This window comes from Arenibacter sp. F26102, from assembly GCF_023015865.1.
GTDB lineage: Bacteria > Bacteroidota > Bacteroidia > Flavobacteriales > Flavobacteriaceae > Arenibacter.
Genome location: NZ_JALKBC010000001.1, coordinates 510,480 through 537,413, shown reverse-complemented (window position 1 = coordinate 537,413; position 26,934 = coordinate 510,480). Strand labels below are relative to the sequence as shown.

At 38.1% G+C, this 26,934-nt stretch carries 32 protein-coding genes; 14 read left to right on the top strand and 18 right to left on the bottom strand.

Annotation, left to right across the window (positions count from 1 at the left end; translation table 11 throughout):
- Positions 1 to 28: 28 nt before the first annotated feature.
- The 5 genes from MWU78_RS02155 to MWU78_RS02135 all read left to right on the top strand — a co-directional run bounded on the left by MWU78_RS02155 (position 29) and on the right by MWU78_RS02135 (position 2,514).
- Positions 29 to 397, top strand: a complete 369-nt coding sequence (locus MWU78_RS02155) for a DUF1304 domain-containing protein (RefSeq protein ID WP_246994521.1) — start codon at positions 29 to 31, stop codon at positions 395 to 397.
- Between the two features lie 112 nt (positions 398 to 509).
- Complete coding sequence (locus MWU78_RS02150; RefSeq protein WP_246994519.1) at positions 510 to 1,082, top strand: pentapeptide repeat-containing protein; 573 nt, start codon at positions 510 to 512, stop codon at positions 1,080 to 1,082.
- Positions 1,083 to 1,164: 82 nt separating this feature from the next.
- A complete protein-coding gene (locus tag MWU78_RS02145) occupies positions 1,165 to 1,551 on the top strand; it encodes a VOC family protein (protein ID WP_246994517.1) in 387 nt (128 codons plus the stop codon).
- A complete protein-coding gene (locus tag MWU78_RS02140; protein WP_246994515.1) occupies positions 1,548 to 2,156 on the top strand; it encodes an LpxA family transferase in 609 nt (202 codons plus the stop codon). The genes MWU78_RS02145 and MWU78_RS02140 overlap by 4 nt, the downstream gene beginning before the upstream one ends.
- 7 nt (positions 2,157 to 2,163) lie before the next feature.
- Positions 2,164 to 2,514, top strand: coding sequence for a hypothetical protein (locus MWU78_RS02135; RefSeq protein WP_187581935.1), 351 nt, complete (start codon positions 2,164 to 2,166; stop codon positions 2,512 to 2,514).
- Positions 2,515 to 2,650: 136 nt separating this feature from the next.
- Here MWU78_RS02135 and MWU78_RS02130 read toward each other — a convergent pair whose 3' ends face one another.
- On the bottom strand, positions 2,651 to 3,115 hold the full coding sequence (locus tag MWU78_RS02130; protein WP_187581936.1) for a CBS domain-containing protein: 465 nt from the start codon (positions 3,113 to 3,115) through the stop codon (positions 2,651 to 2,653).
- Positions 3,116 to 3,328: 213 nt separating this feature from the next.
- Between MWU78_RS02130 and MWU78_RS02125 the strand changes: the two genes are divergently transcribed.
- From MWU78_RS02125 to MWU78_RS02110, 4 genes are all read left to right on the top strand, one after another.
- Positions 3,329 to 5,611 carry a M28 family peptidase gene (locus MWU78_RS02125; protein ID WP_246994513.1) on the top strand — a complete coding sequence of 761 codons (2,283 nt, stop codon included), beginning with the start codon at positions 3,329 to 3,331 and terminating at the stop codon, positions 5,609 to 5,611.
- Entirely contained in the window at positions 5,608 to 6,417 is an 810-nt protein-coding gene (locus tag MWU78_RS02120) for an NAD-dependent epimerase/dehydratase family protein (RefSeq protein ID WP_246994511.1), read from the top strand. The genes MWU78_RS02125 and MWU78_RS02120 overlap by 4 nt, the downstream gene beginning before the upstream one ends.
- Positions 6,418 to 6,539: 122 nt before the next feature.
- Positions 6,540 to 6,914, top strand: coding sequence for a calpain family cysteine protease (locus tag MWU78_RS02115; RefSeq protein ID WP_246994509.1), 375 nt, complete (start codon positions 6,540 to 6,542; stop codon positions 6,912 to 6,914).
- 135 nt (positions 6,915 to 7,049) lie between these two features.
- Positions 7,050 to 7,763, top strand: coding sequence for a hypothetical protein (locus MWU78_RS02110; protein ID WP_246994507.1), 714 nt, complete (start codon positions 7,050 to 7,052; stop codon positions 7,761 to 7,763).
- 149 nt (positions 7,764 to 7,912) lie between these two features.
- Here the strand turns inward: MWU78_RS02110 and MWU78_RS02105 are convergent, their stop codons facing one another.
- The 9 genes from MWU78_RS02105 to MWU78_RS02065 all read right to left on the bottom strand — a co-directional run bounded on the left by MWU78_RS02105 (position 7,913) and on the right by MWU78_RS02065 (position 15,641).
- A complete protein-coding gene (locus MWU78_RS02105) occupies positions 7,913 to 8,413 on the bottom strand; it encodes a nuclear transport factor 2 family protein (protein ID WP_246994506.1) in 501 nt (166 codons plus the stop codon).
- On the bottom strand, positions 8,406 to 8,900 hold the full coding sequence (locus MWU78_RS02100) for a hypothetical protein (RefSeq protein WP_246994503.1): 495 nt from the start codon (positions 8,898 to 8,900) through the stop codon (positions 8,406 to 8,408). Before MWU78_RS02100 ends, MWU78_RS02105 begins: the two co-directional genes overlap by 8 nt.
- Before the next feature lie 276 nt (positions 8,901 to 9,176).
- On the bottom strand, positions 9,177 to 10,553 hold the full coding sequence (gene rimK, locus MWU78_RS02095; RefSeq protein ID WP_246994501.1) for a 30S ribosomal protein S6--L-glutamate ligase: 1,377 nt from the start codon (positions 10,551 to 10,553) through the stop codon (positions 9,177 to 9,179).
- 123 nt (positions 10,554 to 10,676) lie between these two features.
- Positions 10,677 to 11,093 (bottom strand): VOC family protein, encoded by a 417-nt coding sequence (locus tag MWU78_RS02090; RefSeq protein ID WP_246994500.1) that lies wholly within the window; start codon positions 11,091 to 11,093, stop codon positions 10,677 to 10,679.
- 57 nt (positions 11,094 to 11,150) lie between these two features.
- The gene (locus MWU78_RS02085; protein ID WP_246994498.1) at positions 11,151 to 11,930 is read right to left on the bottom strand and encodes an RMD1 family protein; all 780 of its coding nucleotides are present in this window, start codon (positions 11,928 to 11,930) and stop codon (positions 11,151 to 11,153) included.
- Positions 11,931 to 11,935: 5 nt separating this feature from the next.
- Positions 11,936 to 12,250, bottom strand: coding sequence for a hypothetical protein (locus MWU78_RS02080; protein WP_187581945.1), 315 nt, complete (start codon positions 12,248 to 12,250; stop codon positions 11,936 to 11,938).
- Between the two features lie 3 nt (positions 12,251 to 12,253).
- Entirely contained in the window at positions 12,254 to 13,231 is a 978-nt protein-coding gene (locus MWU78_RS02075) for a deoxyhypusine synthase family protein (protein ID WP_246994495.1), read from the bottom strand.
- Positions 13,218 to 14,162: an agmatinase gene (gene speB / locus MWU78_RS02070; RefSeq protein WP_246994493.1), complete on the bottom strand. Its 945-nt coding sequence runs from the start codon at positions 14,160 to 14,162 to the stop codon at positions 13,218 to 13,220. Before speB ends, MWU78_RS02075 begins: the two co-directional genes overlap by 14 nt.
- Before the next feature lie 21 nt (positions 14,163 to 14,183).
- Complete coding sequence (locus tag MWU78_RS02065) at positions 14,184 to 15,641, bottom strand: arginine decarboxylase (protein WP_246994492.1); 1,458 nt, start codon at positions 15,639 to 15,641, stop codon at positions 14,184 to 14,186.
- 459 nt (positions 15,642 to 16,100) lie between these two features.
- On the opposite strand from MWU78_RS02065, the gene MWU78_RS02060 reads away from it, so the two are divergent.
- Positions 16,101 to 16,829 (top strand): hypothetical protein, encoded by a 729-nt coding sequence (locus tag MWU78_RS02060; RefSeq protein WP_246994491.1) that lies wholly within the window; start codon positions 16,101 to 16,103, stop codon positions 16,827 to 16,829.
- A gap of 109 nt (positions 16,830 to 16,938) precedes the next feature.
- Here MWU78_RS02060 and MWU78_RS02055 read toward each other — a convergent pair whose 3' ends face one another.
- From MWU78_RS02055 to MWU78_RS02040, 4 genes are all read right to left on the bottom strand, one after another.
- Entirely contained in the window at positions 16,939 to 17,448 is a 510-nt protein-coding gene (locus tag MWU78_RS02055; protein ID WP_246994490.1) for a hypothetical protein, read from the bottom strand.
- Positions 17,449 to 17,569: 121 nt separating this feature from the next.
- Positions 17,570 to 17,944 carry a hypothetical protein gene (locus MWU78_RS02050; RefSeq protein WP_246994489.1) on the bottom strand — a complete coding sequence of 125 codons (375 nt, stop codon included), beginning with the start codon at positions 17,942 to 17,944 and terminating at the stop codon, positions 17,570 to 17,572.
- Between the two features lie 57 nt (positions 17,945 to 18,001).
- Positions 18,002 to 18,433 (bottom strand): cyclic pyranopterin monophosphate synthase MoaC, encoded by a 432-nt coding sequence (locus tag MWU78_RS02045; protein ID WP_246994488.1) that lies wholly within the window; start codon positions 18,431 to 18,433, stop codon positions 18,002 to 18,004.
- A 2-nt stretch (positions 18,434 to 18,435) separates the two neighbouring features.
- Entirely contained in the window at positions 18,436 to 18,879 is a 444-nt protein-coding gene (locus tag MWU78_RS02040) for a molybdenum cofactor biosynthesis protein MoaE (protein ID WP_246994487.1), read from the bottom strand.
- 706 nt (positions 18,880 to 19,585) lie between these two features.
- Here MWU78_RS02040 and MWU78_RS02035 point away from each other — a divergent pair.
- Positions 19,586 to 19,834: a hypothetical protein gene (locus MWU78_RS02035; RefSeq protein WP_103442602.1), complete on the top strand. Its 249-nt coding sequence runs from the start codon at positions 19,586 to 19,588 to the stop codon at positions 19,832 to 19,834.
- On the top strand, positions 19,834 to 20,139 hold the full coding sequence (locus MWU78_RS02030) for a type II toxin-antitoxin system RelE/ParE family toxin (RefSeq protein WP_103442603.1): 306 nt from the start codon (positions 19,834 to 19,836) through the stop codon (positions 20,137 to 20,139). The genes MWU78_RS02035 and MWU78_RS02030 overlap by 1 nt, the downstream gene beginning before the upstream one ends.
- A 423-nt stretch (positions 20,140 to 20,562) precedes the next feature.
- On the opposite strand, the gene MWU78_RS02025 is transcribed toward MWU78_RS02030, so the two are convergent.
- Positions 20,563 to 20,997, bottom strand: a complete 435-nt coding sequence (locus MWU78_RS02025; RefSeq protein WP_157943846.1) for a BLUF domain-containing protein — start codon at positions 20,995 to 20,997, stop codon at positions 20,563 to 20,565.
- 657 nt (positions 20,998 to 21,654) lie between these two features.
- Here MWU78_RS02025 and MWU78_RS02020 point away from each other — a divergent pair.
- Together MWU78_RS02020 and MWU78_RS02015 are read left to right on the top strand one after the other, a co-directional pair.
- Positions 21,655 to 22,362, top strand: a complete 708-nt coding sequence (locus MWU78_RS02020) for a FadR/GntR family transcriptional regulator (protein WP_103442605.1) — start codon at positions 21,655 to 21,657, stop codon at positions 22,360 to 22,362.
- Between the two features lie 791 nt (positions 22,363 to 23,153).
- Positions 23,154 to 24,299 carry a hypothetical protein gene (locus MWU78_RS02015; protein ID WP_103442607.1) on the top strand — a complete coding sequence of 382 codons (1,146 nt, stop codon included), beginning with the start codon at positions 23,154 to 23,156 and terminating at the stop codon, positions 24,297 to 24,299.
- 918 nt (positions 24,300 to 25,217) lie between these two features.
- On the opposite strand, the gene MWU78_RS02010 is transcribed toward MWU78_RS02015, so the two are convergent.
- The 3 genes from MWU78_RS02010 to mbpA are packed head-to-tail and all read right to left on the bottom strand — an operon-like array spanning position 25,218 to position 26,862.
- Positions 25,218 to 25,682, bottom strand: a complete 465-nt coding sequence (locus tag MWU78_RS02010) for a DUF6730 family protein (RefSeq protein ID WP_246994486.1) — start codon at positions 25,680 to 25,682, stop codon at positions 25,218 to 25,220.
- Between the two features lie 17 nt (positions 25,683 to 25,699).
- Positions 25,700 to 26,569 carry a relaxase/mobilization nuclease domain-containing protein gene (locus MWU78_RS02005; protein ID WP_246994484.1) on the bottom strand — a complete coding sequence of 290 codons (870 nt, stop codon included), beginning with the start codon at positions 26,567 to 26,569 and terminating at the stop codon, positions 25,700 to 25,702.
- The gene (gene mbpA / locus MWU78_RS02000) at positions 26,566 to 26,862 is read right to left on the bottom strand and encodes a mobilization protein MbpA (RefSeq protein ID WP_103441671.1); all 297 of its coding nucleotides are present in this window, start codon (positions 26,860 to 26,862) and stop codon (positions 26,566 to 26,568) included. Before mbpA ends, MWU78_RS02005 begins: the two co-directional genes overlap by 4 nt.
- Positions 26,863 to 26,934 lie beyond the last annotated feature (72 nt).

Here is a 26,934-nt window from a genome sequence, read left to right as displayed (position 1 = left end):
ACAAAATAATCCTTGCAAAAATCAAAATATGGATATCCTTTTAAAAATTCTTATAGGTATTATAGCCCTTGAACACCTTTATATTCTTTATATGGAAATGTTTGCCTGGGAAACCTTGGGCAAAAAAACTTTTAAAAAAGCACTCCCAGAGCATATGTTTAAACCCACAAAAGGACTGGCTGCCAACCAAGGACTCTACAACGGATTTTTGGCCGCCGGGCTTATTTGGACATTTTTTATCACAGACCCGGCCTGGAGCACCAATATCTCCATTTTCTTTTTGAGCTGTGTGGCCATTGCCGGCATTTATGGTGCCTGGTCTGCGAGCAAAAAAATATTCGTGGTTCAGGCCCTACCAGCTCTCATAGCCTTATTACTGCTCTTACTCTCTTATTAATTTTCATAATACTAATCCAAGGGTTCACGAACACAATGCACCCCTTCCATTACAAAGGATATTGCTTCCTTCAGCCATTTCAACCCCGTATGGAATATAAACTGCCAAAGAAATGAATAATCCATTTATTACCGATAAATCCTATAAGGGAATCAACTTTACCTCCAAACCTTTGTCCAAAGGAGATTATGAGAATTGCATTTTTGACACTTGTTCCTTTTCAAAATCGGATATATCCAACATCGTTTTTATGGAATGTGTGTTTACGGATTGTGATCTAAGCAATGTAAACCTCACCAACACCAGTTTTAAAGAAACTGATTTTAAAGGGTGTAAATTATTGGGCATCCGCTTTGACCATTGCAACGACTTTCTGCTATCGTTTAACTTTTATAACTGTACCTTAAACCTATCCTCCTTTTATAAATTAAAACTCAAAAACACCATTTTCCAAAAGTGCAAAATGATTTCAGTCGATTTTACAAAAGCCCAACTAACAGAAGCCCAATTTGAATCCTGTGACCTCGAAAATGCCATCTTCGAAAATTCCAACCTAGAAAAAGCTAATTTCAGTACAGCAATCAACTATGCTTTCGATCCTGAGAAAAACAGTATCCGCAAGGCCAGATTTTCCAAGGAAGGGGTTTTGGGCTTATTAACGAAGTATAAAATCCATATAGAATAAATTATTTGCCTTTTTGGATTATACGTTTGTAATCGGATAATTTGTACCTTATTGGTCCTAAAACACTTTCCAACTACCTAAAATGACTTTAAACAAAGTACACCATATTGCCATCATTTCCTCGGACTACAAAAAATCCAAAAAATTTTATGTGGAAGATTTGGGTCTACAACCCCTCCAAGAAGTATTTAGGAAGGAACGCAACTCCTACAAATTGGATTTGGCATTGAATGGGGAATACATCATTGAACTCTTTTCTTTTCCAAACCCTCCTGCACGATCAACCAGGCCTGAGGCAACCGGCCTAAGGCATTTGGCTTTTGAGGTAGACGATTTGCTAAAAAGCCTCGATCATTTGACAGGAAAAGGAATTAAAGCAGAACCTATAAGGGTTGATGTGTTAACCGAAAAACAATTCACTTTTATATTTGACCCAGACGATTTACCTATAGAACTTTATCAAAAATGATTTCCATAAATGATTATATAGAAAATTTTTACACTACTTTCCCACACCTCAAGGGCGTTTCACCTTGGGGCGCAACCCATACCATTTCATCAATCTTAATAGGGATATTTCCGCAACTCGATTCAGATGATTACGCCATTGAAGGGGATATCGCCATCCACAAAACGGCCATTATTGAAAAAGGGGTTACTCTAAAAGGGCCAATCATCATTTCAGAAAATAGTTTTGTCGCAAGCCATGCCTACCTCCGAGGAGGGGTGTTTCTGGGTGAAGAGGTACGGATAGGCCCAGGTTGTGAAATAAAATCAAGCATAATTTGCAGTAAGACCGCCCTCGCCCACTTTAACTTTATAGGGGATAGTATTATTGGCAACCATGTAAATTTTGAGGCGGGTTCGCTTATTGCCAACCACTATAACGAAAGAACCGAAAAGACCATTTGGGCCAGCGCAAATGGTAACAGAACAAATATCGGAACCAACAAATTTGGGGCATTGGTAGGGGACAATTCCAAAATAGGCGCCAATGCCGTACTTTCCCCCGGTACCATATTAAGCATGGGTTCCATAGTAAAGAGATTGGAACTTATTGAACAAAATAAATGACTTAACAATGGAAAAAAAATGCTTGGAATGTGGAGATAAAATTTTAGGAAGAGTAGATAAGAAGTTCTGCTCGGATTATTGTAGAAACGCCTATAACAACAAACTGAATAAAGACAGTAAAAATCTGGTACGGAATATAAACAACCGCTTGCGCAAAAATTATAGAATCTTGGACAGTTATCCCTTAACAGAAGGAAAAACCAAGACTACCAAGACCCGATTAATGGACAAAGGATTCGATTTTGAATACATCACCAATTTATACACCACCAAAAAGGGAACCACCTACTATTTTGTATATGATTTAGGGTATCTTCCGTTGGACAATGATTATTATATGATTGTAAAGAGGGAATAGTACCATGCCATTTGGATAATAGGCATATCCACATCAATACCTCCCCAAGGGGAGGGATATGATTCTGTGAATTAGAAATTTTTTTACAATTATTTCTCTGCTACCCAACAGTGCATGTGGGAAAATAAAGCAGCTTTTATTTCCAGTTATGTCCGCTTAATTTTAAGGCTGCTATCACAATATCCTTACGGCTAATTTGACCCACCAAAATCCCGTTTTTCATTACCGGCAATCTTCTTCTTTTGTGTTTGTCAAAAATCCCAGCCGCATCAAAAATAGACATATCATAAGGAATAGTCTCTACATCCTTTGTCATAAATCGCTCAACACTCTTGTCCAATATTGGCTGATTAAAATAACGGCTTTCCGAAATTTGTTTCATACAGTCCGCTTCGGATATAATACCAACCAAAAATCCGTTGTTATCCAAAACAGGACCCCCAGAAATATGGTATTTTGCCAAATGCTCCATAACCGTTAAAATGGATTGATCAGGACTAAAGGTTATCAATTTTTTAGTCATGTAGTCCTCTACTAAAATGGGAGCGTCAAATTCCTTTTTTACGACCTTTCGTACTCCCTGAAAACTTTTTATTCCCATATCGTTTATTTTTAGGTTAATTTGAAAGATAGTATTTTTTAAAAGATTACACAACTAATTAAGATTTAATCAGTTGTAATGACAACTTTTTACTAAATTTATTACATATTACTCAATAAGTTGTGGTCTAAAATTGTCTGGATTAAGGGTTACGATCAACTGCTTAAGGTAATCCACATATAATTTCTTAATTTTAAGTTTTTACAACTTACTATGAAGCAATATTCTTCTGCCGCCACCCTCCTTATACTTTTACTTGCCATTTATTTGAGTTTTGAAGCCTCAATGCCTGGCTACACTCCAGATGCGACCGTTGATGATATTTCGTTTTCAACGAATAGAGCACTGGTACATGTAAAAAATATGTCTGAAAAACCTCATGGAGTCGGATTTCCGGGGCATTCCGAAGTCAGGGATTACGTGATTTCGGAACTGAACAGGCTGGGATTGGAGACAACTACCCAACAAGGATTTACCGCTGGGGATTGGGGCAATTTTAGTAGCACCACCAATATTTTGTGCAGTATAAAAGGTACCGAAAAGGGAAAAGCACTTTTGTTACTCTCCCATTATGACAGTAGTCCCCATTCGTCCCTGGGAGCCAGTGATGCTGCCAGTGGAGTAGCAACCATCTTGGAAGGTGTAAGGGCTTTCCTAAAACAAAACCAGGCTCCAAAAAATGATATTATTATTCTTATTTCCGATGCCGAGGAATTAGGATTAAACGGGGCCGATCTCTTTGTGAACAAACACCCTTGGGCAAAAGAGGTAGGACTGGTTTTGAATTTTGAAGCCAGGGGCAGTGGAGGGCCCTCCTATATGTTGTTGGAAACCAATAGGGGAAATGCCAGGGTAATTGAAGAATTTACAAAGGCCAATCCCAAATACCCGGTGGCCAATTCTTTGGTCTATAGTATTTACAAAATGCTGCCCAATGATACCGATCTTACCGTTTTCCGGGAGGATATGGATATAGAAGGCCTAAACTTTGCATTTATAGACGACCATTATGACTACCATACCGAGCGCGATAATTACGAGCGATTGGACCGTAATACCCTTGCACACCAGGGCAGTTACCTAATGCCATTGCTAAAGCACTTTAGCAATTCCGATCTCACCGACTTAAAAAGCCTAAACGATTCTATTTATTTCAACATACCTTTCTTTAGATTGGTATCCTATCCTTTTGATTGGATCTTTCCTATGCTTGGCCTTGCCATAATATCCTTCTTAGTCTTAATGATTTTAGGTCTCAGGAACGGCTCCTTGGAAATTAAGGAAATAGGGAGAGGTTTTATATCCTTGCTTTTAGTTCTTGGCATAAATGGCCTTGTAGGTTATTTTGGGTGGTCGGCACTAACCAATATCTACCCGCAATACCAGGATATTCTTCATGGGTTCACCTATAATGGCTATTCCTATATAATTGCTTTTGTCCTATTTTCGGTGGCCGTTGGTTTTTGGGCCTACCATAAATTTGAAACTACAAAGACCCAAAATTTAATAATAGCCCCCTTATTTCTCTGGCTAATAATTTGTACGCTTGTTGCCGTGTATTTAAAAGGAGCCAGTTTTTTTGTCATTCCCGTTTTTGCATTGTTGGCATCGCTACTGATAACGACCCATCAAAAATGGCCCAGTCCCTTTCTCTTGCTATTTTTGGCTTTACCGGCAATTTGGATATACGCCCCATTGATTAAAATGTTCCCTGTAGGTCTTGGCCTTAAAATGATGATCACCTCTACCCTTTTAACATCTTTAACGTTTTTCTTACTGCTCCCTGTTTTTGGTTCGATGAAAAACAAAAATAATTTGGCCTTTTTGTTTCTTATACTTTGCTTCGGTTTTCTTCTGTCCGCACATCTTAATTCGGACTTTAGCGATGAAAATGCCAAACCCACCAGTTTGGTTTATATATTCGATGCAGATAAGGAAACTGCTGAATGGGCTACCTATGATAAAGTATTATCTGGCTGGACTTCTCAGTACATAGATAAGAATAACGAAAACCCCATAAGTTCAGAGAATGAATCTCTAAGCAGCAAGTATGCGACAAGGTTTAGTTATAGATCGGCAGCACCCTTAAAAAATATTGCTGTCCCTAAAATTGAAACCACTAAGGATACCATTGTAGGAAACAGTCGCAAATTGGAAATATGTATTACGCCCCAACGAAACGTCAATCGCTTGGAGATATTCACCAATGAGGTGGAAATCATTGAGGCCAAAATAAATAATATACCACTGTCCGCATACTATCTCAAAAATAAGAAAGGCCCTAAATTGGTTACCCACTATATCAGCAATAACGATTTTACCGAATTACAAATTACAATTCCCAAGGATGGTGAATTGGAACTGACCTTATATGAGGCCTCGAACGATCTTTTAAGCAATCCACTGTTTACAGTTCCACCAAGGCCAGAGGACAACATATCTATGCCATTTGTTCTAAACGATGCCATATTGATTACCAAAAAAATTACATTTTGAGCAAGAAAATCGGCATTCTAGGGTGTGGATGGCTGGGCTTGCCCTTGGCCAAATCCCTATTGGAGGATAAACATACCGTTTATGGAACTACCACCTCCATTACCAAAATAGCTATCTTGGAAAAGGACAATATTATCCCATATCACATTGTTCTAACTGAGATTGGAATTGAAGGCAACATTAAGGAATTTTTGAGCGAATTGGATTTTTTGATTATAAATGTTCCTCCAAATTTGCGATCTGCTCCAAAAGAAAGTTTTGTGGAAAAGATGTTTCACCTACATAGTGAAATAAAAATCTCCCCCTTAAAAAGAATTATTTTTATAAGCAGCACCTCTGTATATGGCAATATTAGCGGATTGGTTACCGAAGACTCCCCTGCACAACCAAACACCGAGTCCGGAAAGCAACTTTTGGCTTCGGAAAATATTTTTCTAAAGGACGGGCAACTAAATACAACGGTTATCCGGTTTGGGGGACTAATTGGCCCTAAAAGACATCCGGTGAATTTTCTTAGTGGAAAAACTAATCTGGGGAATGGAGACAACCCCATAAACCTAATACATTTAAACGATTGTATAGGTATTATCAAAACCGTTATTAATGGGGACTATAAGAATCAAGTACTTAATGGAGTATATCCCCACCATCCCAAGAAAGAAGACTATTATACCTCGGAAGCCATAAAAAGAGGGCTTTTACCACCTATTTACACCCAAAATTTGAATAAAATAGGAAATAAAACCATTGCAAGTAAGTATTTAAATGTTAAAACCTACCAATTTAACACCTCAATTGTACGTTAATTCACCACACTTTTTTGAACTTTCACAACAAACACAGCCACTTTAAGTTAAATTACACCCCTGATTGCTAACCGTTTATCGATAAGTCTGTACCTTTAAGTAAACGAATAAATTCAATTATCATGGAAAATTCAGGTCTAAAAAGGAGAGTACTTTACGAAATTGAAAATTTAATTTCCAAAAGCTGTTCCAAAAACAAAATGTCCCAAAAATTTCAAAATCTGCACATTGCAATATTGAAAAAATATTACAACGCCGCCGATGTATCCATAGACTATCATAGAAAGAGGGTTATTATGGATATTGTAATGGATGACAGCTGTTACGACCCAAAAAAAATGAATTCTTCCCTGCCAACTTTACGGGCTAATTTACTATTTAAGAATTTAAAGGAATTTTTAAGTTCTAGCCTGGACAAAGACAATGGGAGCATAGCGTTTTATGCCAAACTCATTAACTCCTATGAAAATAGGAATTCAAAACTAACAGTTGTTTAAGAAAGACCCCAATCAACCATAACAAAAAAGGATGCCCATCGGCATCCTTTTTTGTTGCTTATCAAAGGTTTAAGGCTTTCCTTAACACAAGGATAGAAATAATTTACTAGTTTTGGCACACCAAAAAAAAGAACAATGAAGAAAATAGTTTTAATCCTACTTCTTATAGCAGGATTTACGGCCAATGCACAAACGAAAAGTGAGTTGCTTAAACATTATGAGGCCTTTTATGACCAAATGAGAATACAGGGTGATATAGATGGCGTAATCAACGCTATAACGCACCTAAACATACTTTCCCCCAGCAAAGAGCGCAACGACACCTTAGCGTATATATACACCACCGACAATCAACATTTACAGGCCCTTAATACTATTGGAATCGAAAAAAATGATTCGGACTCCGATTTGGCGGTACAGGTCAAAGCCATTTCCTTGAAGGCATTGAACCAACCAAAAAGGGCGCTGGAACAATTTGAAATTTTAAACAAAAGAGGTCCAAACCCCTATTTAGCCTATGAATTGGCAGATCTTAAAATTCAGACCGGCGACAATGATGGTGCAGCTGCCAATATTGAATTTGGTATTGCGAATGCTAAAGATGATATGAAATATGCATTCTACGAAAGGCAGCAACCTTACGAGGTTGTCCTAAAGGCGGCCTTTATCCATTTAAAAGCCCTAGTAGAATTCAACAAGGACCAAACCAATATAGACGGTGCTTTGGCTACTATAGATGAAGCCTTAAAAATAGACCCCAGTTTTAATTTGGCAAGTCTGAGCAGACAAGCCCTACAGTCCAGAAAGGACAAACAAGAAAATAAGGAGCCTACAGAAACTAAGCAATAATCCAGATATTAATGGGCTCAACCTTATGTTGCCCAATAATGGAAAACAACAAAAAACCACTGCTATTCAGTGGTTTTTTGTTGTTTAAAAATGATAAAAGACCTTATTGAATTTAAAGAAAGCTTAACGGTCCTGCCATTAAACAAGCCTTACTGCTTCCTCAAATTTTCAATAGTCTTATCGTCCTTTTCCTGTTTTAGCTCAATTACCTCGGAGACATTTTCATTTGGGATGACAATTGACAACACATAGTGGGCTATTTTCCATTTTCCCGATACCTTCTTTAACACCCCAGAACCGCGACATAGTTTCATTTGGGTATTAAGCAACTCATCAAACCAGGCTATATCGGCCTTATGGTCAATATACACTTTTCGTTCCAATGGAGTAAAGTCCCACGCCCTTCCTTTATCAAAATGGGGCTTTGCGTAGGCTTTAAATTCATTGATCTGCCAATTTTCCGAAGCATCCGTACCAATAAAAACGGCATCGGAAGTCATTAATCTAAAATAAGATTCAAAATCAGCAGCTCCGGCCGCCTTGTGCCAGCTATCCAGTGTGCTCTGTATTTGGATTTTATCTGTTACTTCCTGACACCTCAGCTGTGAGGATAGAATAAAAATCGATATCAATATAAAGAATCTACTCACTTAGAATGAGAATGGTGTCCAACTTACTGTTCACAACTACGTTGAACTGATTTCTAAAAGCATTATATGCGTTGATCATTTGGACGGTAGACTCCTTTACACCTACCCTGTACTCCAGGTTTCCCTTTGTTTTAAGAACAAAGGTCTTAAAAACCTTCTGTCTGCTTTTAATCTGTTCATTATCAAATGTTTCCGGATAAGCAGAAGCTTCCAACGTTTTTTGTTTTTCGATCAAATCCTCTATAACCAAGACCAAATCCTCCCTATTGGCAACCCGATAGAGCGATTCAAATGTAGTTTCCAAAGAATTGAACTCTTGCCATTCCTTTAAATCCGCCAAGGCCTGTGCATTTATTTCATTTGGTTTTGGAAGTGAATCCACACTGAAAAATTCCTCCTCCTTTTCTTTCGTGGCTTCTAGGGTTACCCCTTGTTTACAGGCTCCCATCAACATTAATACCATGCTGTAAAACAATACTTTTCCCATAGGTCGAAGGTACAAATTTTAATAAAAGCTACCCTAAATTGGATTTTTATTTAACGAGTTTTTAATGTAAAATCAATCTTAATCATTTTGGATTATCAGCAAATAGAACCATGCTGCACTTTTGTCATATGGTAAGCTTTGGAAATAATAAGCTTGTTCCCAATGTCAAATTTGAAGTAGGTCCATACTTAATGAATTCCCCGTCAAAAGAAATTATCTATTACTGTTACTGTGCTTTGCCACCCTGAAGGACTTGGTTACAGATAAAACTAGAGATTATACACTAAATTTTATTTTACTTTCTATGGCCCTGATCATGATATTGGCAATATCCTTACCGGTGGCGTTCTCAATCCCCTCCAATCCCGGGGAAGAATTTACCTCTAAAAGTAAAGGACCTTTATTGGAACGAATGATATCCACACCCGCCACGGCCAGATTTAGAACTTTGGCAGCCTTTACGGCCAACTTCCTTTCTTCGGAGGTAATCTTTATTATAGATGCCTTGCCGCCTTGATGCAGATTAGCACGGAATTCCCCTTTTTCGGCTTGTCGCTGCATAGATGCCACTACTTTTCCATTCACGACAAAACAACGTATATCCTGCCCGTTGGCCTCTTTAATGAACTCCTGCACCAAAATATTGGTCTGGACACTCTTAAAGGCATTAATAACGCTTTCAGCGGCCTTGTTGGTTTCGGCCAAAACCACACCCTTTCCTTGAGTGCTCTCCAGTAACTTAATGATCAATGGTGCACCGTTGACCATCCTAATCAGGTCTTTGGTATCCATTGGAGACTTGGCAAACCCCGTTATAGGAATATGTATATCATTTTTGGAAAAAAGCTGTGATGCAAATAATTTATCCCTGGACTGGGTTATTGATTCGGCCGAATTTAAACAATAGACCCCAAGGTTGTCGAACTGCCTGATCAGGGCACAACCATAAAAAGTAACCGCAGGTTTAATTCGTGGAATAATGGCATCAAACTCATTTAATATGTTTCCTCCCCTATATCTGATCTCGGGCGAATTGGCATCCAATTTCATATAGGCGTGTTCTACATTTAAAAACACCATATCGTGCCCCAAGGCCTCGCCGGCCTCCATTATTCTCTTATTGCTGTACAGCAACGGGTTGCTGGCCAACAAGGCTATTTTTAGTCCCGTTTTTTCTTTAAAATGGGAGGCATATTTCTCATTGATTTCTTTTACCGTGAACTCTTTTACACTAAAACTTACCGCAGGATTAACCACAAATCGTTCGTTTAGCGCCTCACGGCCCAAAAGCATACGATATTCCATAGTATCCCTATTGGCCAAGGTAAGTTCTATATCAAAGGTAATCTCCCCAACACGTACCGGGGTCTTTATCACATAGCGCTCCTCGGATATCCCTGAAGAACTCTTTACCGTCCTACGGTCTACCAGTCTTGCACGACATTCAATATTAATCCCCCTGTTGTCCTGCAACGGATTTACCTCAAACTTCACCCATTCGTGTGCCCCTTTGGTATATACCTTAATATTATTTGCCTGTATGGAAGATGTTTTTGCTCCGGAATCTACCCTAGCCTTGATAGCTGGAATCTCCAAATCTTCAAATACACACCATTCTTCACTACCAATAATATCCAGGTTCTTATACTTCATCTGTTTTATATAGATTTTATTTTTAAATAAGTGCAAAATAAAGCACTTAACCCCTTGTAATCAAGATTAAGGGATTATTAATTTATTAAATTTATAAAGATCATCTTGAAACGGATAGGACCATTAAGATAAAAACATCTCTTTTTGCTTTTTGAAACATTTAAATTCTACCATATGTCCATTGGGATCTTGGATAAAAAAGGACTTATGCTCACCAATCTTATCCTTTAGGAATACGACCTCGGTTGTTAGTTCATATTCGGATTTGCTCAACTTGGCATGCAATTTATCCCAAGTAGATTCATCCACGATAAGACCAAAGTGAAAAGAAGGCAACACTGTATCTTCAAACTTGTAGGTCTTAAAAGTAAAATTAAAATTACCCGCTTTAGTAAAGGTAATCTGGTTTCCAAACAAATTAATATCCAACCATCGGGAAGAGTGCCTTCCCAATTCGGCTCCGATGACGTCTACGTAAAAGTCTTCTGTTTTGCTTATACTTAAGCAGGGCAGTGACATATGGAAGGGCGCATTTTTCATAAGGCTCTAATTTAGTGTTGATTGTTTATCTAAGGTAGTAAAAAGAATAATTAAAAATTACCTCCACAACCTAAACACAAACAGATCTAAAACCTCGACCAGAATCAGGATAATAATGACCCATTCCAATTTACTGCTTTCCCTATGGTCCCAGATATCCTTGAACAGCTCCAAATTTTCCTTGATGATCCCTATTCGCTCGTAAATATTCCTATACCTTATCTTTAAATCGAACGTCCGTTTAAGTTCAAGGTTCAGCTTGTTTAGTTGTTCGTTTTCCCAGGTGCTATCGGGCTCATCAAAAATGTAAAGGTTTTCGGATATCTGATTTTTAATGTTCATGACCTTACCTATAAACCGCTTTAGCCTAACCCCAGAAATATTTAGCTTCCCCTTGCTTTCCAAATATTGGGTATGTCCATTGGTTTCTTCCAACAACTGCTGTGTAATTTCGGAATACCTATCCAAGGCAACAGATTGGGAGGTGTTCAACATTACCAATCTAATAAACTCCGAATCAAAACTGGGCAAGATTACTTTATCGAAAGCCACTTGTTGGTGGCCTTCGATTATTTCTACTTGCATGGTTTCTGTAAGTTGGGGAATACTGTATTCCTTGGTAATCTTGGAAAGAGAGTCCAGAATCTTATCTTTCTCATCTTCAGAATGATTAAAAAAGGATACTAGACCGTATTGAAAAATGTAAACGAATTTTTTTTCGCCATTTTTCAAATAGAGCTCATCACTGTCCGAAAACAATATTTCCAGCGGCAATTGTGATTTACATTGCCTAATATTAATGGAAGATGCTATATGAACTGCAACAACCTCAAACATCTCGGTTAGTCGTCATCATCATCGCCCTCTACTCCTTCCATGTCCACATCCGGAATGGCATCTGGATCATCATCGTCAAAATCCTCGTAATCATCCTCATCATAATTGGCCATGGTTTTTTCCAACTTGGCGCTTATTTTGACCAGATATTTGGTATCCTCAGTAGTAACCTCAACGGCCTCTATACGCTCCCCTTGTGCATTCTTAAAGGAGATGATATTAAGGTCGTCGTATCCATCAGGATACTTCTCCACCAAAAGTTTTAAAACCTCTGGCGTAAGTTTTTTAAAATCAACAATAACTCTTTTTAAATTGTCCATATACTACATGTCTAATAGGTACGCAAAAATTAAGGGCGCAACAATGGTTGCATCACTTTCAATGATAAATTTAGGGGTATTTATATCCAGTTTACCCCAAGTTATTTTCTCGTTCGGCACTGCACCGGAATAAGAACCATAACTTGTGGTAGAATCACTTATTTGGCAAAAATAACTCCAAAACGGTGTATCTGTCCTTTCAAGATCCTGGTATAACATAGGCACGACACAAATTGGGAAATCTCCCGCGATTCCTCCGCCAATCTGAAAAAATCCAATCCCCTTTTCAGAATTGTCGGTATACCAATCTGCCAAGAAGGTCATATATTCAATGCCAGACTTCATGGTACTGGCCTTTAACTCTCCTTTTACCACATAGGAAGCAAATATATTTCCCAAGGTACTATCCTCCCAACCCGGGCAAACAATAGGTAAATTTTTCTCTGCCGCCGCATACATCCAGGAATCCTTAAGATCTATCTCATAATATTCCTCCAAGACACCCGAAAGCAAGAGCTTGTACATAAATTCATGAGGTAAATACCTTTCTCCGGCATCTTCAGCTTTTTTCCAAATTTCAAAAATATGCTTTTGCAGCCTTCGGAATGCCTCATGCTCAGGAATACAGGTGTCCGTTACCCTATTTAAACCTTTCTCCAACAAATCCCACTCATCTTGCGGTGTAAGATCTCTATAATTGGGTACGCGTTTATAATGTGAATGGGCTACCAAGTTCATAATATCCTCTTCCAAATTGGCCCCAGTACAGGATATGATATGCACTTTATCCTGACGGATAACCTCGGCAAAAATTTTTCCAATTTCCGCGGTACTCATGGCACCTGCCAAGGAGACCAGCATTTTTGAGCCTTGATTTAGTTGATCTTCATATCCTTTGGCGGCATCCACCAAGGCGGCCGCATTAAAATGTAAGTAATACTTCTCAATAAAATTGGAGATTTCTCCTTTAGTCTTCGTCATCGTCGAATTTTGAATTATTATTGCCTCCCACCTTGGAATCAATGTCATAAGTGTTGTCGTATTCGTCATCTACGGCCTCACCCATAAATTTATAGCTTAACATTTTGTAATACAATTTGGCCGCAAGGAAATCTGAAGATTTATCGGACTTATTAGGACAAAGTTCAACAATATCAAAGCCTACAACATTTTTATCTGTAAATACCTGTTTTAGAAATTCCAGGGTCTCATAGTAAAACAAGCCACCAGGTTCCGGTGTTCCGGTAGATGGCATTATGGACGGATCCAAGACATCCAAGTCTAAAGTTATAAAGACATTGTCCGTCATAAGATCTATGACCTTATCGGTCCAATACTCGTCATTCACCATATCATGTGCAAAGAAAGTTTTTTCTTCATCCATAAAGGTTTTTTCAATGGCATCCATACTACGAATACCCACTTGAAGAAGATTGGTAGTCTGACTTGCCTCGTGAACTGCACAAGCATGATTAAATTTAGTGCCATCATAGGACTTCCTTAAATCTGCATGCGCATCTATATGCAAAACGGTAAGATTGTCAAAACACTCATTAAAGGCCCTGATGGTACCAATGGAAATGGAATGTTCACCTCCAAAAATGGTAACAAACTTATTCCTTTTGATATATTCCTTGGTAACCTTATGCACAGCATTCACCATGGCCTCGGGAGAGCTATCCTCATCCACGGAATTGGCCAAATATATTCCTTGCTGATAGACCTCGGTATCGGTTTCAATATCATACCATTCCATATTTTCCGATGCCTCCAAAAAAGCCGCAGGACCTTTGTCCGCTCCTTTTCCCCAAGTACTGGTTCCATCATAAGGCACAGGTATTAAAACCACCTTAGCCTTTTCCAATTGCGCAAACTCGTCTGGTATGCCAGCGTAATTGTTAGTTGTGTTCATTTGTTTAAAGTTTATTGATTTTTAAAGGTCAGATTTAATTTCCTTTTCAACGCTTTTACTAACTTTAGCATTAGCATTGGTTTTCATTTCATATCCTAAAATTCTAAGCAAATCTTCTGCCTTTTGTTGTTCACTAAATAATTTGGTCGTTATATTTCCGTTTTCGTCCTTATCTATTAAAATATGTTTAGGATGCGGTATCAGGCAATGTTGCAATCCTCCATAACCCCCAATAGTCTCCTGATAGGCGCCTGTATTGAAGAATCCGATGTATAACGGTTTATCCTTTCTGTACTTGGGCAAGTAAATTGCATTCATGTTTTGCTCACTATTGTAATAATCATCACTATCACAGGTTAGTCCGCCCAACAAAACCCGTTCGTATTCATCTTGCCACCGGTTAATGGCCAACATTATAAAACGTTTGTTAATGGCCCAAGTGTCCGGCAATGTGGTTATAAACGACGAGTCGATCATATTCCACTTTTCACGGTCGTTCTGCTGCTTCTGATACAGTATTTCATATATGGCACCACCGCTCTCACCAACTGTAAAACTTCCAAATTCGGTAAAAATATTTGGTACTGCCACATCCGCTTCCTGACAGGCAATGTTTATTTGGTTAATGATCTCATCAATCATGTATTGATAATCGTAATCAAAAGCCAAAGAATTCTTTATAGGAAAACCACCGCCAATATTAAGACTATCCAATGATGGACATATCTTTTTAAGCCTAACGTACACCTTTAAACACTTCACCAATTCGTTCCAATAATAGGCATTGTCACGTATCCCGGTATTAATGAAAAAGTGTAGCATTTTTAACTCTACCTTATCATTGTCCTTAATTTGATTCTCATAAAAAGGTACAATATTTTTGTATCCAATTCCTAAGCGCGAGGTGTAAAATTCGAACTTTGGCTCTTCTTCAGAAGCAATCCTGATCCCTACTTTAAAAGTATCGTTGATGGCATCGGACAACAGATCTATTTCCTCATAATTATCAATAATCGGAATACAATTTTGATGCCCTCCGTTTATAAGATTGGCAATATTGCTAATATATTGATCCCTTTTAAATCCGTTGCAAATAATAAAGGTATTGTCCTTTATCTTGCCCTTTTCCTTTAACTTTTCAACAATATTAATATCAAAGGCAGAAGAAGTTTCAATATGTATGTCATTTTTTAAGGCCTCGTTCAACACAGGTTTGAAATGGGAACTTTTGGTACAATAGCAATAATGATATTTCCCTTTGTAGTTATTCTTTTCCATGGCTATTTTAAACCACTCCTTTGCCCTGTTTATATTTTCGGAAATTTTTGGCAAATAGGTAAATTTCAAAGGACTTCCATATTCCTCTACCAAATCCATTAAGGGAATCCCATGAAACTTTAAATATTCACCATCCAATGAGAATTCCTCTTGTGGAAAATAATAGGTTTGATCTATAAGATTAATATACTTTGTGTTCATTAAAATAAATATATGAATTGTAAATAAGTAAATAGCAGCGCCAAATGCAAATAATGTGCGGAATTATAACTAAATCTTTAAACAATTATCTGCTTTTCGGTCGTTGGTATAAAAAAATAGTCGTGCTGACTGCTCACGATAGAAGAGAAATTTGGAATACCAAGTAAATTTTGGTTACCTATACTAAATTTCAGTGGTCTGAATCTTTCTGTTTCCAGAATCCCAAAATTATAACTACGGTTCATTGTACTCCACAAGTTGCTATTAGGCAAACAAAATTTAAAGCTAATTTGACGTGACAAATGAAAACAAAAAAAATGAAAAAACAAGCGTTTTAAAAAATTTTAAGTCGAAGTTCAAAATGAATTTGATCAATTGTAAAAAATTAACTAAAAAATAAATTTAATGTGTTGATTTTTAACCTTTTCTTGACTATTTTTAAACAAAAACAAAGTACCCATGGAGTTAAAAAAATTCAGTGTTTTTGTAGGTCTTGTTGTACTGCTGTTTTTTTCCGGCAAAATTGAGGCTCAAATACCGGAAAACGTCTATCATTATGAGGAAAAAAGTAGTGATGGAACACTTCACCACGAGTTGAAATTGGACTCCGACTATTTTGTCCATACCATTTATCGAGAATCTCCTGCAGAGTTTATAAAAACCTTGGGAGGATTCTATACCATCAATGACAATACCCTAATGGTACAATTGGAATTTAATTCCAATTATAAAAAAGATAACATTTCCAACTTACAAATACCTTTTAAGATAAAAAATGGGACTCTGATTCTGGAGAAACCTACGCAAATGATCTTTACCGCCACTAGCTATGGCCCTCAGGATCTTGATGGCAAGTGGCTCATCACAGGAAGGGTAACGGACCAAGGAGAAGAAAGAAGGGATACTTCGCGACCACGAAAGACCATGAAATATTTATTGAACGGGCATTTTCAATGGATTGCCTACAACACCGAAACCTTTGAGTTTTTTGGTTGTGGGGGCGGAACCTATGACGCTACCAATGGCAAATACACAGAAAATATAGCGTACTTTTCAAGGGACAATTCCCGTGTTGGAGCAACTTTGTCCTTTAATTATGAATTGAACGGCAATGACTGGTACCATACTGGCAAAAGCAGTAAGGGTGATCCCTTAAACGAAATATGGTCCAAAAGGATTGCCAAATAACAGTCCTGATCTATTATCATATTTATTTCGATAAATAAAAATAGCCCAGGCCTGAAGAAAAAATTAACTCCTCCAGTACCTAGGCTATTCCTTGCTCATTTTATAATAGTTATGCCACTTTAGCTCTATTTAAGGATGTTGCTACCGCCCCATTAATGGCAGCAATCCATTTTTCGGCGCGTCTTAGCTCATAATCCTCGATATAGATGCTCTCTATATCATAAAAATTAAGAATTTTAACCTCCCTCGATTCATCTAAAAACTTAATTTCCAGATCCATTCTTTCCAAGACGGTCTCCTTCTTATTCTGGGTTTTTGCCACGTGGGTCTTCTTAACAATCTTTGCATTAAGCACATCATTAAGATTTATGTTTTCCAGTGCCACAACACCATCAAATACCTTAGAGAAGATAAGCGCCTTATTATCTGAATCGAGACCAATAAAAGAATTCCCCCAACTTTCCTTTAAATTGAATTTCAGCTTGGATTCATTCATTAATTTTTTGATTTCATTGGACATTATTTTTAAATCCCCTTTTCCTGATTTATTAAGTATTACAAAAGGCAATACGGTACAGAGTACCAATAAAGCGGATACTATCCACATTGATGTATTCATTTTATTTATTTTTAAATTATTTCACTTACAAATTACTTCCCGCTTACCAAAGCCAATGTCGGGTACGGAAAAACTTCCAAAATTGGTTATTTTGGAATCGAATGTTCACAAATGGAATAATTTACAAAAAGGTATGAAAGGGGTAAATCATGGTAAGTCCGTCCAAACTTGGAATAATATGGACACCCCCATTTAGGAATAAATACCCTTTGCCATTCACCTCAACTAGGTCAATTAAACTGTTGGCATAAATTGAGTTAAAATTGGGCCTTAGCTCATTTACAGAAGGTATTTGATAATTCCCTTCCACCATAACCATGTCATGGGAAGTAGACTGTCCCTCATAATTTAAATGATGGTCCGCTTGAATTTCCCCAGTCACCTCAACCTTGGACTCCAAACCGGTATTGGGGCTAGCCAAAGAAGTTTGGCCTATACCTAAGAAAAGTATAAGAACTAGAAACTTAAAAAAAAGCAAGTAACTTGTTTTTTTCATACCACAAAGATATAAAGAGATTCTCTTAATAAGCTGTTAAATTATTTAATGAATGGATTACTGTACGGTGCCTATATCGGACTTCCCTCCCGTTTTTCCCAATAATTTAATATTCTGTATTTCTATGCCTTTGTCTATAGGCTTCAACATATCGTACATATTTAGTGCTACTATGCTTGCCCCGTGCATGGCCTCTACCTCTACCCCTGTTTTGTAGATGGTCTTTACAGTAACTAAAACAGTAATCAGTAGGCCATCAATGGCATAAGAAATATCTGTGTATTCTATAGGCAACGGGTGGCAGTCAGGCAATAGGTCTGCTGTCTTTTTCACCCCCAACAAACCGGCAGCCTTGCTCATGGCAAAAACATCGCCTTTGGGCACTGTTTTATTTTTTATGGCAACTATGGTATCTTCAGAACTAACTTGTACTATAGCTTGGGCTATTGCCGTACGTAAAGTGGATTTTTTATGGGTGATATCTACCATCTCTATTTATTTACTTTCCATTGATAGGAGTCGTCCTCAAAAAGCTCCTTCCCAAAAATAGGGACCTGATTCTTAATTTCCTCTACAACATGGTGCAAGGCATCAAAAACTTCTTTTCTATGTGCAGAGGAAACAAAAACGAACAAACATATTTCCCCCACTTTAACCTTACCCAAACTGTGATATATATGCATACAGCTTAAGTTAAACTTGGCAAAAGTAGCCTCCCTGATCTCGTGGAATTTCTGATTGGCCATTTCCTCATAGGCGGAATATTCTATGGCGGCCACTTGCTGCCCGTCAATTAGATCTGCCCTTACCTGGCCCAAAAAGATATCATGGGCTCCAATAGTTGTTTTGGATTGGTGTTTTGCAATGGAATTGGCTATAAACTCTGGGCTTATTGCCCCTGGTACAAATACATTTTTGATTTTGCTCTTTTCCATAAGCAGTAAATTTAAGTAATTCTAAACTTGTTGCAAGAACAATGGGCGAGTCTAACCCATAATACGCAATATGCAGTACTAAGATGCTATCAGAAGTGGGATTCCTAGGACTCTACTCAGGAAAATCCTCTTTTCAATAGTTGAAATCTAAATGTTGAACAACGTTGCATCCTCCCACATGTGACCTCTCCAAGAATCACTTCGGCTACGCTCAGCACAGGCTTCGATTCAAAAAGCTATCGCTTTCGGTGCTGCGCACCTTTGGTTCGTGACCTCACCAAGAATCGAACTTCTTTCTGTGAGCCCCTTATTTTAAGGGGATTTGCATTTTTTCAGTTTCAAATGTTGACGATTTGTGAACTTTTTTGAGGATTTTTATTCCGTCTTTACAAATGTAGTCAAATGGATATAAATGATACTATTCTGAATTGCTACATAATCTAATTTGTTATTAACTTTGGTTTCTGTCGGATTTATCTTTCCGTTCTTAAACTACTTTTTTCTGTTTCCACACACTAAAAATACCCAATTTCTTTATGGTTCATTATTTTCAATTCTTTCCAATTTCAGGCCCAATATGTAATAGTCTATGTAGGCAAATAAGGGATATTTGCCCGGAATGACTAATCTTCTCCCCACTTAAAGCCGATAAATTAAAATCAATGGAACGGAATTTGTATCTTTATTATGTAAAAACACTGGTAACATGGCAAGTTTGGATTTAAAACAGAGCGTACAGAACTATATTGATACAGCAGACAATAGGCTTCTCAAAATGATAAAGGCGCTGGTGGAAAGCTACCATGAAGAAGATGGAATTGTAGCTTATACCGTTGATGGAAAACCTTTGACTAGGAAGCAGTACAATCAGGAACTTGTGGATGCCGAAACAGAAATTCAAAGAGGCGAACTTACATCGGTCGAAGACCTAGAAAAAGAATCGCAAAACTGGTAATGGCAAAACTCAAGACCGAGTGGACCGACAAGGCAAAGACCCAGTTGAAACAGATACACGATTACCTGAAATACGAAAAGAAGACCCCACAAGGCGCAGCGAATGTCAAAGCTGACCTGATCCAAGCAAGTAAAGGAGTTACCTACGCCGAACAATACCAAAAGGACGACATTAACCCCAATTATAGGAGGATTGTGGTTAGGCACTACAAACTAATCTACAAAGAAGAGAAGGGAAAGATTATCATTTTAAGGATCTTTGATACCCTAAGGAACCCAGAAAGATTGATGGATGAGAACGAATAATCCATGAACTGGTCGGATAGGCATGATTTAGGTTGGCAACCTACATAGTTTCTAAAAAATAAATGTATTGTTGGATATTGATTTTAATTCATATTGATAAATACCTTGACTTTCAATAAATTTACAAAAACCCTTTAGTGTATTTCCTGTTATCCTGTGAGGTCCCATGGCTCTGACTTTAGGGTTTTACTTTTAACTACTTACAAAAGCCTACTTAAAGCTATTCTGTGCCAATTACTTCTAGGTGACAACTATATCTCAATTGCAGCCTCATGTTAACCACAAATTACATACAACCCATTTTTAAGAAAATTTAGACCGTTTTAACCCTAAATCTTACAAAAACTTTGCGCATCGATCCTGATACGATTTTATAGTGTTCTGACAGATAAACGTTAATAAAATCGAATTACGAACATGTAATCAGGCCGATTTGTCATTCATTAATTCTATTACGGAATTCCAGAAAATCCTCGAAGTGTAAGTTCGTTTTTCTACAATTTGGGCTAGGCCTATAATATTGTTCTTATAAAGTTTTCCGGTCGGTAAGAACTTAGTTTTGTTACTCCCAACCTGGAATATCATGTTCCAATTATCGAATTGCCTCCAGGGGGTATTTTCTTTGGCGAGCAAGGTGATATCGGTATGTCTAAGGTCCGATGCGAGATCTAAAAAGAGTCCTCTTACAATTCTTTCATTGCCTACCAATATTCCTACAAAATATTGTTTGTGGAAAATAAGGCATCCAGATATGTCATTCTTTACGTTCCATTTGCTTGAAGTACTTTGGATTGCTTGAATGTCCTTATCACAAAGGTTAGGAACGGCCTTGGAAGAGTATGCTAGTTCTAGAAACAATATTCAATATTTTGGTTGGTTATTAAATGCTAATCTATAAAACTACGCATTATAAATATATGATATTTATCATTAATGGGGCAATGCTCGGTTATCACTTATAATATAGTTTATTGGTTTCCCTGAAAATTGAAATACCTGAAGTACTAAAAGGTCAACAACTCTGACTACCTGCAGATTGTTTAAGAATCAATTGAATTGCCTTAAAAATGGTAATGCCTTTGTTATTTTTATTGCCACAAAAGCATTCCAATACCACACAAATAGCCTCAAATGTTGAGAATGGGATAATTTTGGACTAAGTATGTTGTGAATGACGGAAAATAATGATTAATTATCCAATCATGACAAACAAATAATACCATTTCGCAGTCCTATATAGTCTTAAAGACTTCAACTTCTTCTAGCTAAAAAAACTTAACACTCTTACGTCACATACTCAATATATTATCTGACCATAAGCCGCAAGGCGAAAAATCAAGGTTTTGTAAAATATCGTTATAATGAAGGCTTATTGACCACTTCAAGAATCAAAACTCCCTCGGTTACCTTTATGTTAAAGATGTTATGATTTTTTTTTTGCAGAAGTTTATTTTATAATTTTAAGGAGCCAATCTGGTAGACCAATCTGGTAGCCAATTATAAATATATCAGTAAATGAAATTAGAAGTCATTACAAAAAATGAAGGCGGAGAGATTCAAAATGGTATTATTTCTAAGCTCCGAGAACTGATTATTTCTAAAAATTTAGAGCCGGGGGACAAACTTCCTTCCGAGCGTGAGTTGTCCAACAAATTCGATGTAACCAGAAACAATCTTCGGGAAGCTATTCAGTTGCTAGAATTTTATGGAATATTAAAGTCGAAACCGCAAAGTGGAACATTCATTGCGGACATTGGCCAAATAGCCATGGATGGTATGCTGGAAGATATATTGCGATTGCGGGAACCTGATTTTAAATCCTTGGTAGAGACCCGGATATTATTGGAACTTATGACTTGTAAATTAGCCGCGGAGCGACGGACCTTGGAGCAATTAAGTCATATTGAGCATGCCATGGAAGCCTATAAAAAAAAGGTCAGCGACGATAGAAATGCCGTACAGGAGGACCTACTTTTCCATTTGGCAATTGCTAGGGCTAGCGGTAATAGCACCATGAACCGCTTTATGTTAATCATAACGCCGGAAATCATTACCAATTTCGAGAAATACCATGTTTGTGATAAGGATCGGGCATTCACGGCAATTGGGGAGCATATTGATATCTATGAGGCCATTAAAGCTAAGGACCCCCAATTGGCCGAGCAAAAAATGAAAATACATTTCAATATGTTGTATGAATATTGCTATAATATGGATAATTGACAGTTGAAGAATTAAAGGAAATGACTATAGCTGACCAAAAGTTGAGTGCGCGCTAATAGCATAAAGAAACGATTGCAATTGATGTAATTTTTTGTGAATTCAAAATTGCAGGCCTTCCCGGGTAAAGACTAGTGGTCGATAATATGGGTTTGGGCTATTAGACCTAATAGTGAAATTTTGATTTGGAATCTATACCATATAAACCATGGAAATGGTTGAAAATTTGTGAATTGATTAGAAAGTTCAAGTTTTATCCGGCAGAAATAAAATTAAATAGACTATTAAGTAATGTACAGTATTAATCCTCTTTCCAAACAAAAAAGGACGCCGAAAGCCATATTCTTGGTCTCAAAATTAACTGTCCAACCTGCTACCTAATCTGTGGATTTCATTTTGAGCTGCCTTTAAAAATTGTTCCAATTCATGTAAAGATTATCCATTTCAGGCAAAGAATAGTTCACAGAACGCGGTTTAAGATGTTTGATCAATTTATAATGCATTGTGGCGTGAGTTGGTCGTTATAGTTGATTTCTCAAGTATTTCCATGTTTTGGTTCCCTTGAATTGTCACAATAATCGCGCCATGATGGGGGAAGAACAATGGCTAAATCATAATAAATATAGGACCAATAAGATTATTTGGGCACTTTTTTAAATTTGATTTGGACTGCAAAATGGATTTTTGCTTCATCAATGAAAAGAGGGATTTCATGAGTTAAAATGTCTTATTCATATAATAATTATGATTCGTAAGTTGTAAATCGATAGATTTCGGAAATTAAAAATCTAAAGATGAAACCATCCCAACCAAAACTTATTTTGTTCACCTTGTTAATTTTTCTATTTTATATCAATCGAATTGATGCCCAGGGCTGTGTGGCCATTAGACATTTTTCCTCTTGTGTTGGCAATAGCCTGGAAAACAATCTCCTTGGGAAGGGCGACATTCAGATCGGCATGAATTATAGATATTTCAAATCTTTTCGGCATTTTAGGGGCACAGAGGAAGAGGCCGATAGGGTTGCCAATAATACCGAGGTAATAAATCATTCCCATGCGTGGGACTTTTTCCTTACCTATGGCATCTCTGACCGCTTCTACACCAGTATAACCATACCCACCGTAATAAATGCACGATCTTCCCTTTATGAGCATGGCAGGGAAGAAAGAAATAGTACTTTTTCGCGGGGATTGGCCGATATTAGGGCCGGGGCAGGATATTGGTTATTCGATCCCATTGAACATTCAGGTGGGAATATGGCCCTTGGAATAGGCTTAAAACTACCTACAGGCAACTACAATGCAACCGATGTATTTTATAATGTCGGCCCGGAAGGAAGCCCCGAAGTGCGACCTGTTGATCAGTCCATTCAACCTGGGGATGGTGGTTTTGGCTTTACTATCGATTTTCAATTTTACCGGAAAATAGCCACAGGTCTATTTGCCTATGGTGGTGGCTTCTACCTGTTTAACCCCAGGGAAACCAATGGCATCAGAACCTTCAGGGAAACACTAAGTCCTATTTTGGAAAATGAAGCCATTATGGCCGTTCCTGACCAATATTCAGTTCGCACAGGTCTGAGTTATAGCTTATCCAATGTTATTTCTACCTCCTTGGGTGCCAGGTTTGATGCCGTACCTGTAAAAGATGTTCTTGGAGGTAATGAAGGCTTTCGTAGGCCAGGAAATGTCCTCTCTTTAGAACCCGGCATAGCATATATGCATCAGAATTTTACATTAAATCTAAATGTCCCTTTTGCCCTAAGACGCAATAGACCTCAAAGTGTTACGGATAGGCAGACTGAAATTGTTACAGGTCAACCAAGGAACGGGGATGCCGCCTTTGCCGATTATGTTATCAACTTTGCGGTCTCGTATAGAATACCAAATAAAAAAGTAAAAATAGATCCAACATTAATTGATACGTTCATAAATTGAGTCGTGCCATAATTCAATTGTTAATTGGCATAGGTTAATTTGCTTGACCCACTAAATTTGAGATTATTTAACTACTTGGATTGATAACTCATATCTATCTACCTCTCATTTTGTCAAGATTTGGATGTCCGTCTGTTGCGGGGAACAGATTTTGAATGGAAAATAGTAGGCTTTGCCATGACCGCTCCAATGTCAGTAAACGATTAACTTTAAATAGGAGAAATATTTGTAATTAAGAATTTACTCAAGGAATACTATCTAAAACATGTAGGCTATTTCTCCTGTATAATCATAAAACTGGTTTCTGAAATAAGGGATATTATGGACATTTCAGGCGCTATGTAATATTAGACTTTTTGGTATCCGGGAATTTTTTTTTGCCAATGGCTTTTGTAATCTATAGAAACTTTACAGATCAGGAGCAACTTTGATTGTGATTTGGGGTTTTGTAACCTGAAAGCTTTGATATCGCATTGTGAATCAACGAACTTGAGAAGCCTTATTGTCTGTCCGACATTAAAGCTATTGGCCCAGGTTATCGGTATATAAAAGTAAATTATTGAGAATAAGGTTTCAGGCTTTGATGTAATTCCGTCCCACCGAAATCTACGGCATGGATTTGACGGTCTATTGGTTTTTTCGGGTTGATAATTTTATATGCTGTATCGCGAGCGGAAAAATCTATAATTAACAATGCCCCATTAAAAGATACCAAATGAAAGAAAATATAATGAATAATTTTTGAATGGTTTTCTAGGTAGATTTATTGAAATTTAAAAGAGTGTATCATTTGTCTTGTCCTTTTTTATTTTAACCTTTTCAACCCCAAATCTTACAAAAACTTTGCGCACGGATCCTGATTCGATTTTATAGCGTTCGGGTGGATAAGCGTTTAATAAAATCGAATTAGGGCGCAACCTACTTCAGATCTGGATTTCCCTCTTTTTTGGACCATGCTAAAAATCCTTTGTAAACCTCCGGGTGTCCTTCGAAATACCCGTTCAGCTCCGTTGAAATAACCGCTTTTCCCTTTTCGAAAGCCTTCTCTTTTTCTTCCCCGGACTGTGCCACCCGATAGCCCAGATAACCCGAAATGGATAGGGATATGATAAGAACCAAACTGACCATGAACAACAACCATTCGGGGATGATTTGCGACTTCTTTAATTGTTCCTCTATTTGGATGGTTCTTGTATCCTGCCCTTGAAAATGACCCTCTTGCGTTTTGTTGAGTTCCTTCAGCTCATTTCTAATCGAGGAAATATCCTGTACCGTTTCGGAACTGGTGAGTTCCTTACTTAATGCATCCAATACCACCAACATCTTTCTCAATCCTTCCAGTTCGTCCGTCAACAATTCCGTGATCTCGTCCAACTTTGCCATAATTTTTTCTTTTATGATTAATATCCTATCTCGAATCCTGCACTTTTTTGGATAGCCTGTTTGATGACCTGTTTCGCCAATCTTAGCGCTATATTACCACTGAGCTTTGTGGCCTTTCCCATGAGGCTGACGGTATTGTCCTTGTTTTTGACGAAGCCCATTCCTGCATGTTCCCCGATTCCCATCACCAATCTACTGCCCGACATAGAGCGGTGCACCTCGCTCCCCTTCAGACTGTGCCCCTTGTATCCAAACCGGAACCCTTGTAGTTGGTTGGACTTGTTGATACTGGGGACTACCTTTACATTATTTTCTTTCATCAATTTAATGTACCGGTCCAGCTCCTGTGGACGTTGTTCGGCCATTACTTTGTCATGGACCTGTTTGATCTCCTGTCTTATATTCCTGACCTGCTCCAATCTTTCCAGTTGTACTTCCCGTACCGTGGTGAGCCCCAATTTCTCCGCCACCCGTTCCGCTGCCTGCTGGCTCCTTTTTCCGATAAAACTGTCGTTATAGGCCCTGCCGTTAAAATCGATTCGGTTCACGTATACATGGACATGGGTATGCTGTTGGTCCCTATGTACAAAGCCGATGGCCTGATGCTCCAGCAATTTCATTTCCTTGAGGAACTTTTCCGTAATCTCTTTGAGGGCCTTGGCGCTTAGTCCCTTTCCGTCCTCGATGGTAGGGCTGAGGACAAAGCTCAGGGTATTGTTCGTGCACCTGGCATTCTGCCCTTGGATGATCTTGAATTCCTCCGTAATCTGTTCGGGGTTTTCCCCGGCCAGATGCTGGGAGAATACCACCTCGGCATCCTTCTCCTGGTTCCAGCCATAGGACATGGAAGCCCCGGTGTGCGATATGGATCTGCCCTTGCCTATCATTTTTTGAAATTATAAAGGTGGTCCCGTATTTCTTCGGCCAGTTTTGTGACCTCTTCTGCCAGTTTGGGATTTCGTTTTCGGAACATGTTCCCGATCAGTTTAAAGTTGGTCGCATACTTGATCAGCATCTTATAGATATCTATCTGTTCCTCCGTCAACCGCTCGATGATCTTGTCACCGAAGGCGGCGCGACGGCAATATTCGCTTACGCTAAGACCGCTCTTTTTGGCCTTGATCCTGAGCAGTTTCTTCTCGAATAGGGAACAGCGGAATTTGATATAGGTCCTTTTCATTTTTTACTTCTTTGCGACCTTCGGGAGCAAAGCAAGATCGTCTTTGTGGCAACAAAGACACATCTTGAATTC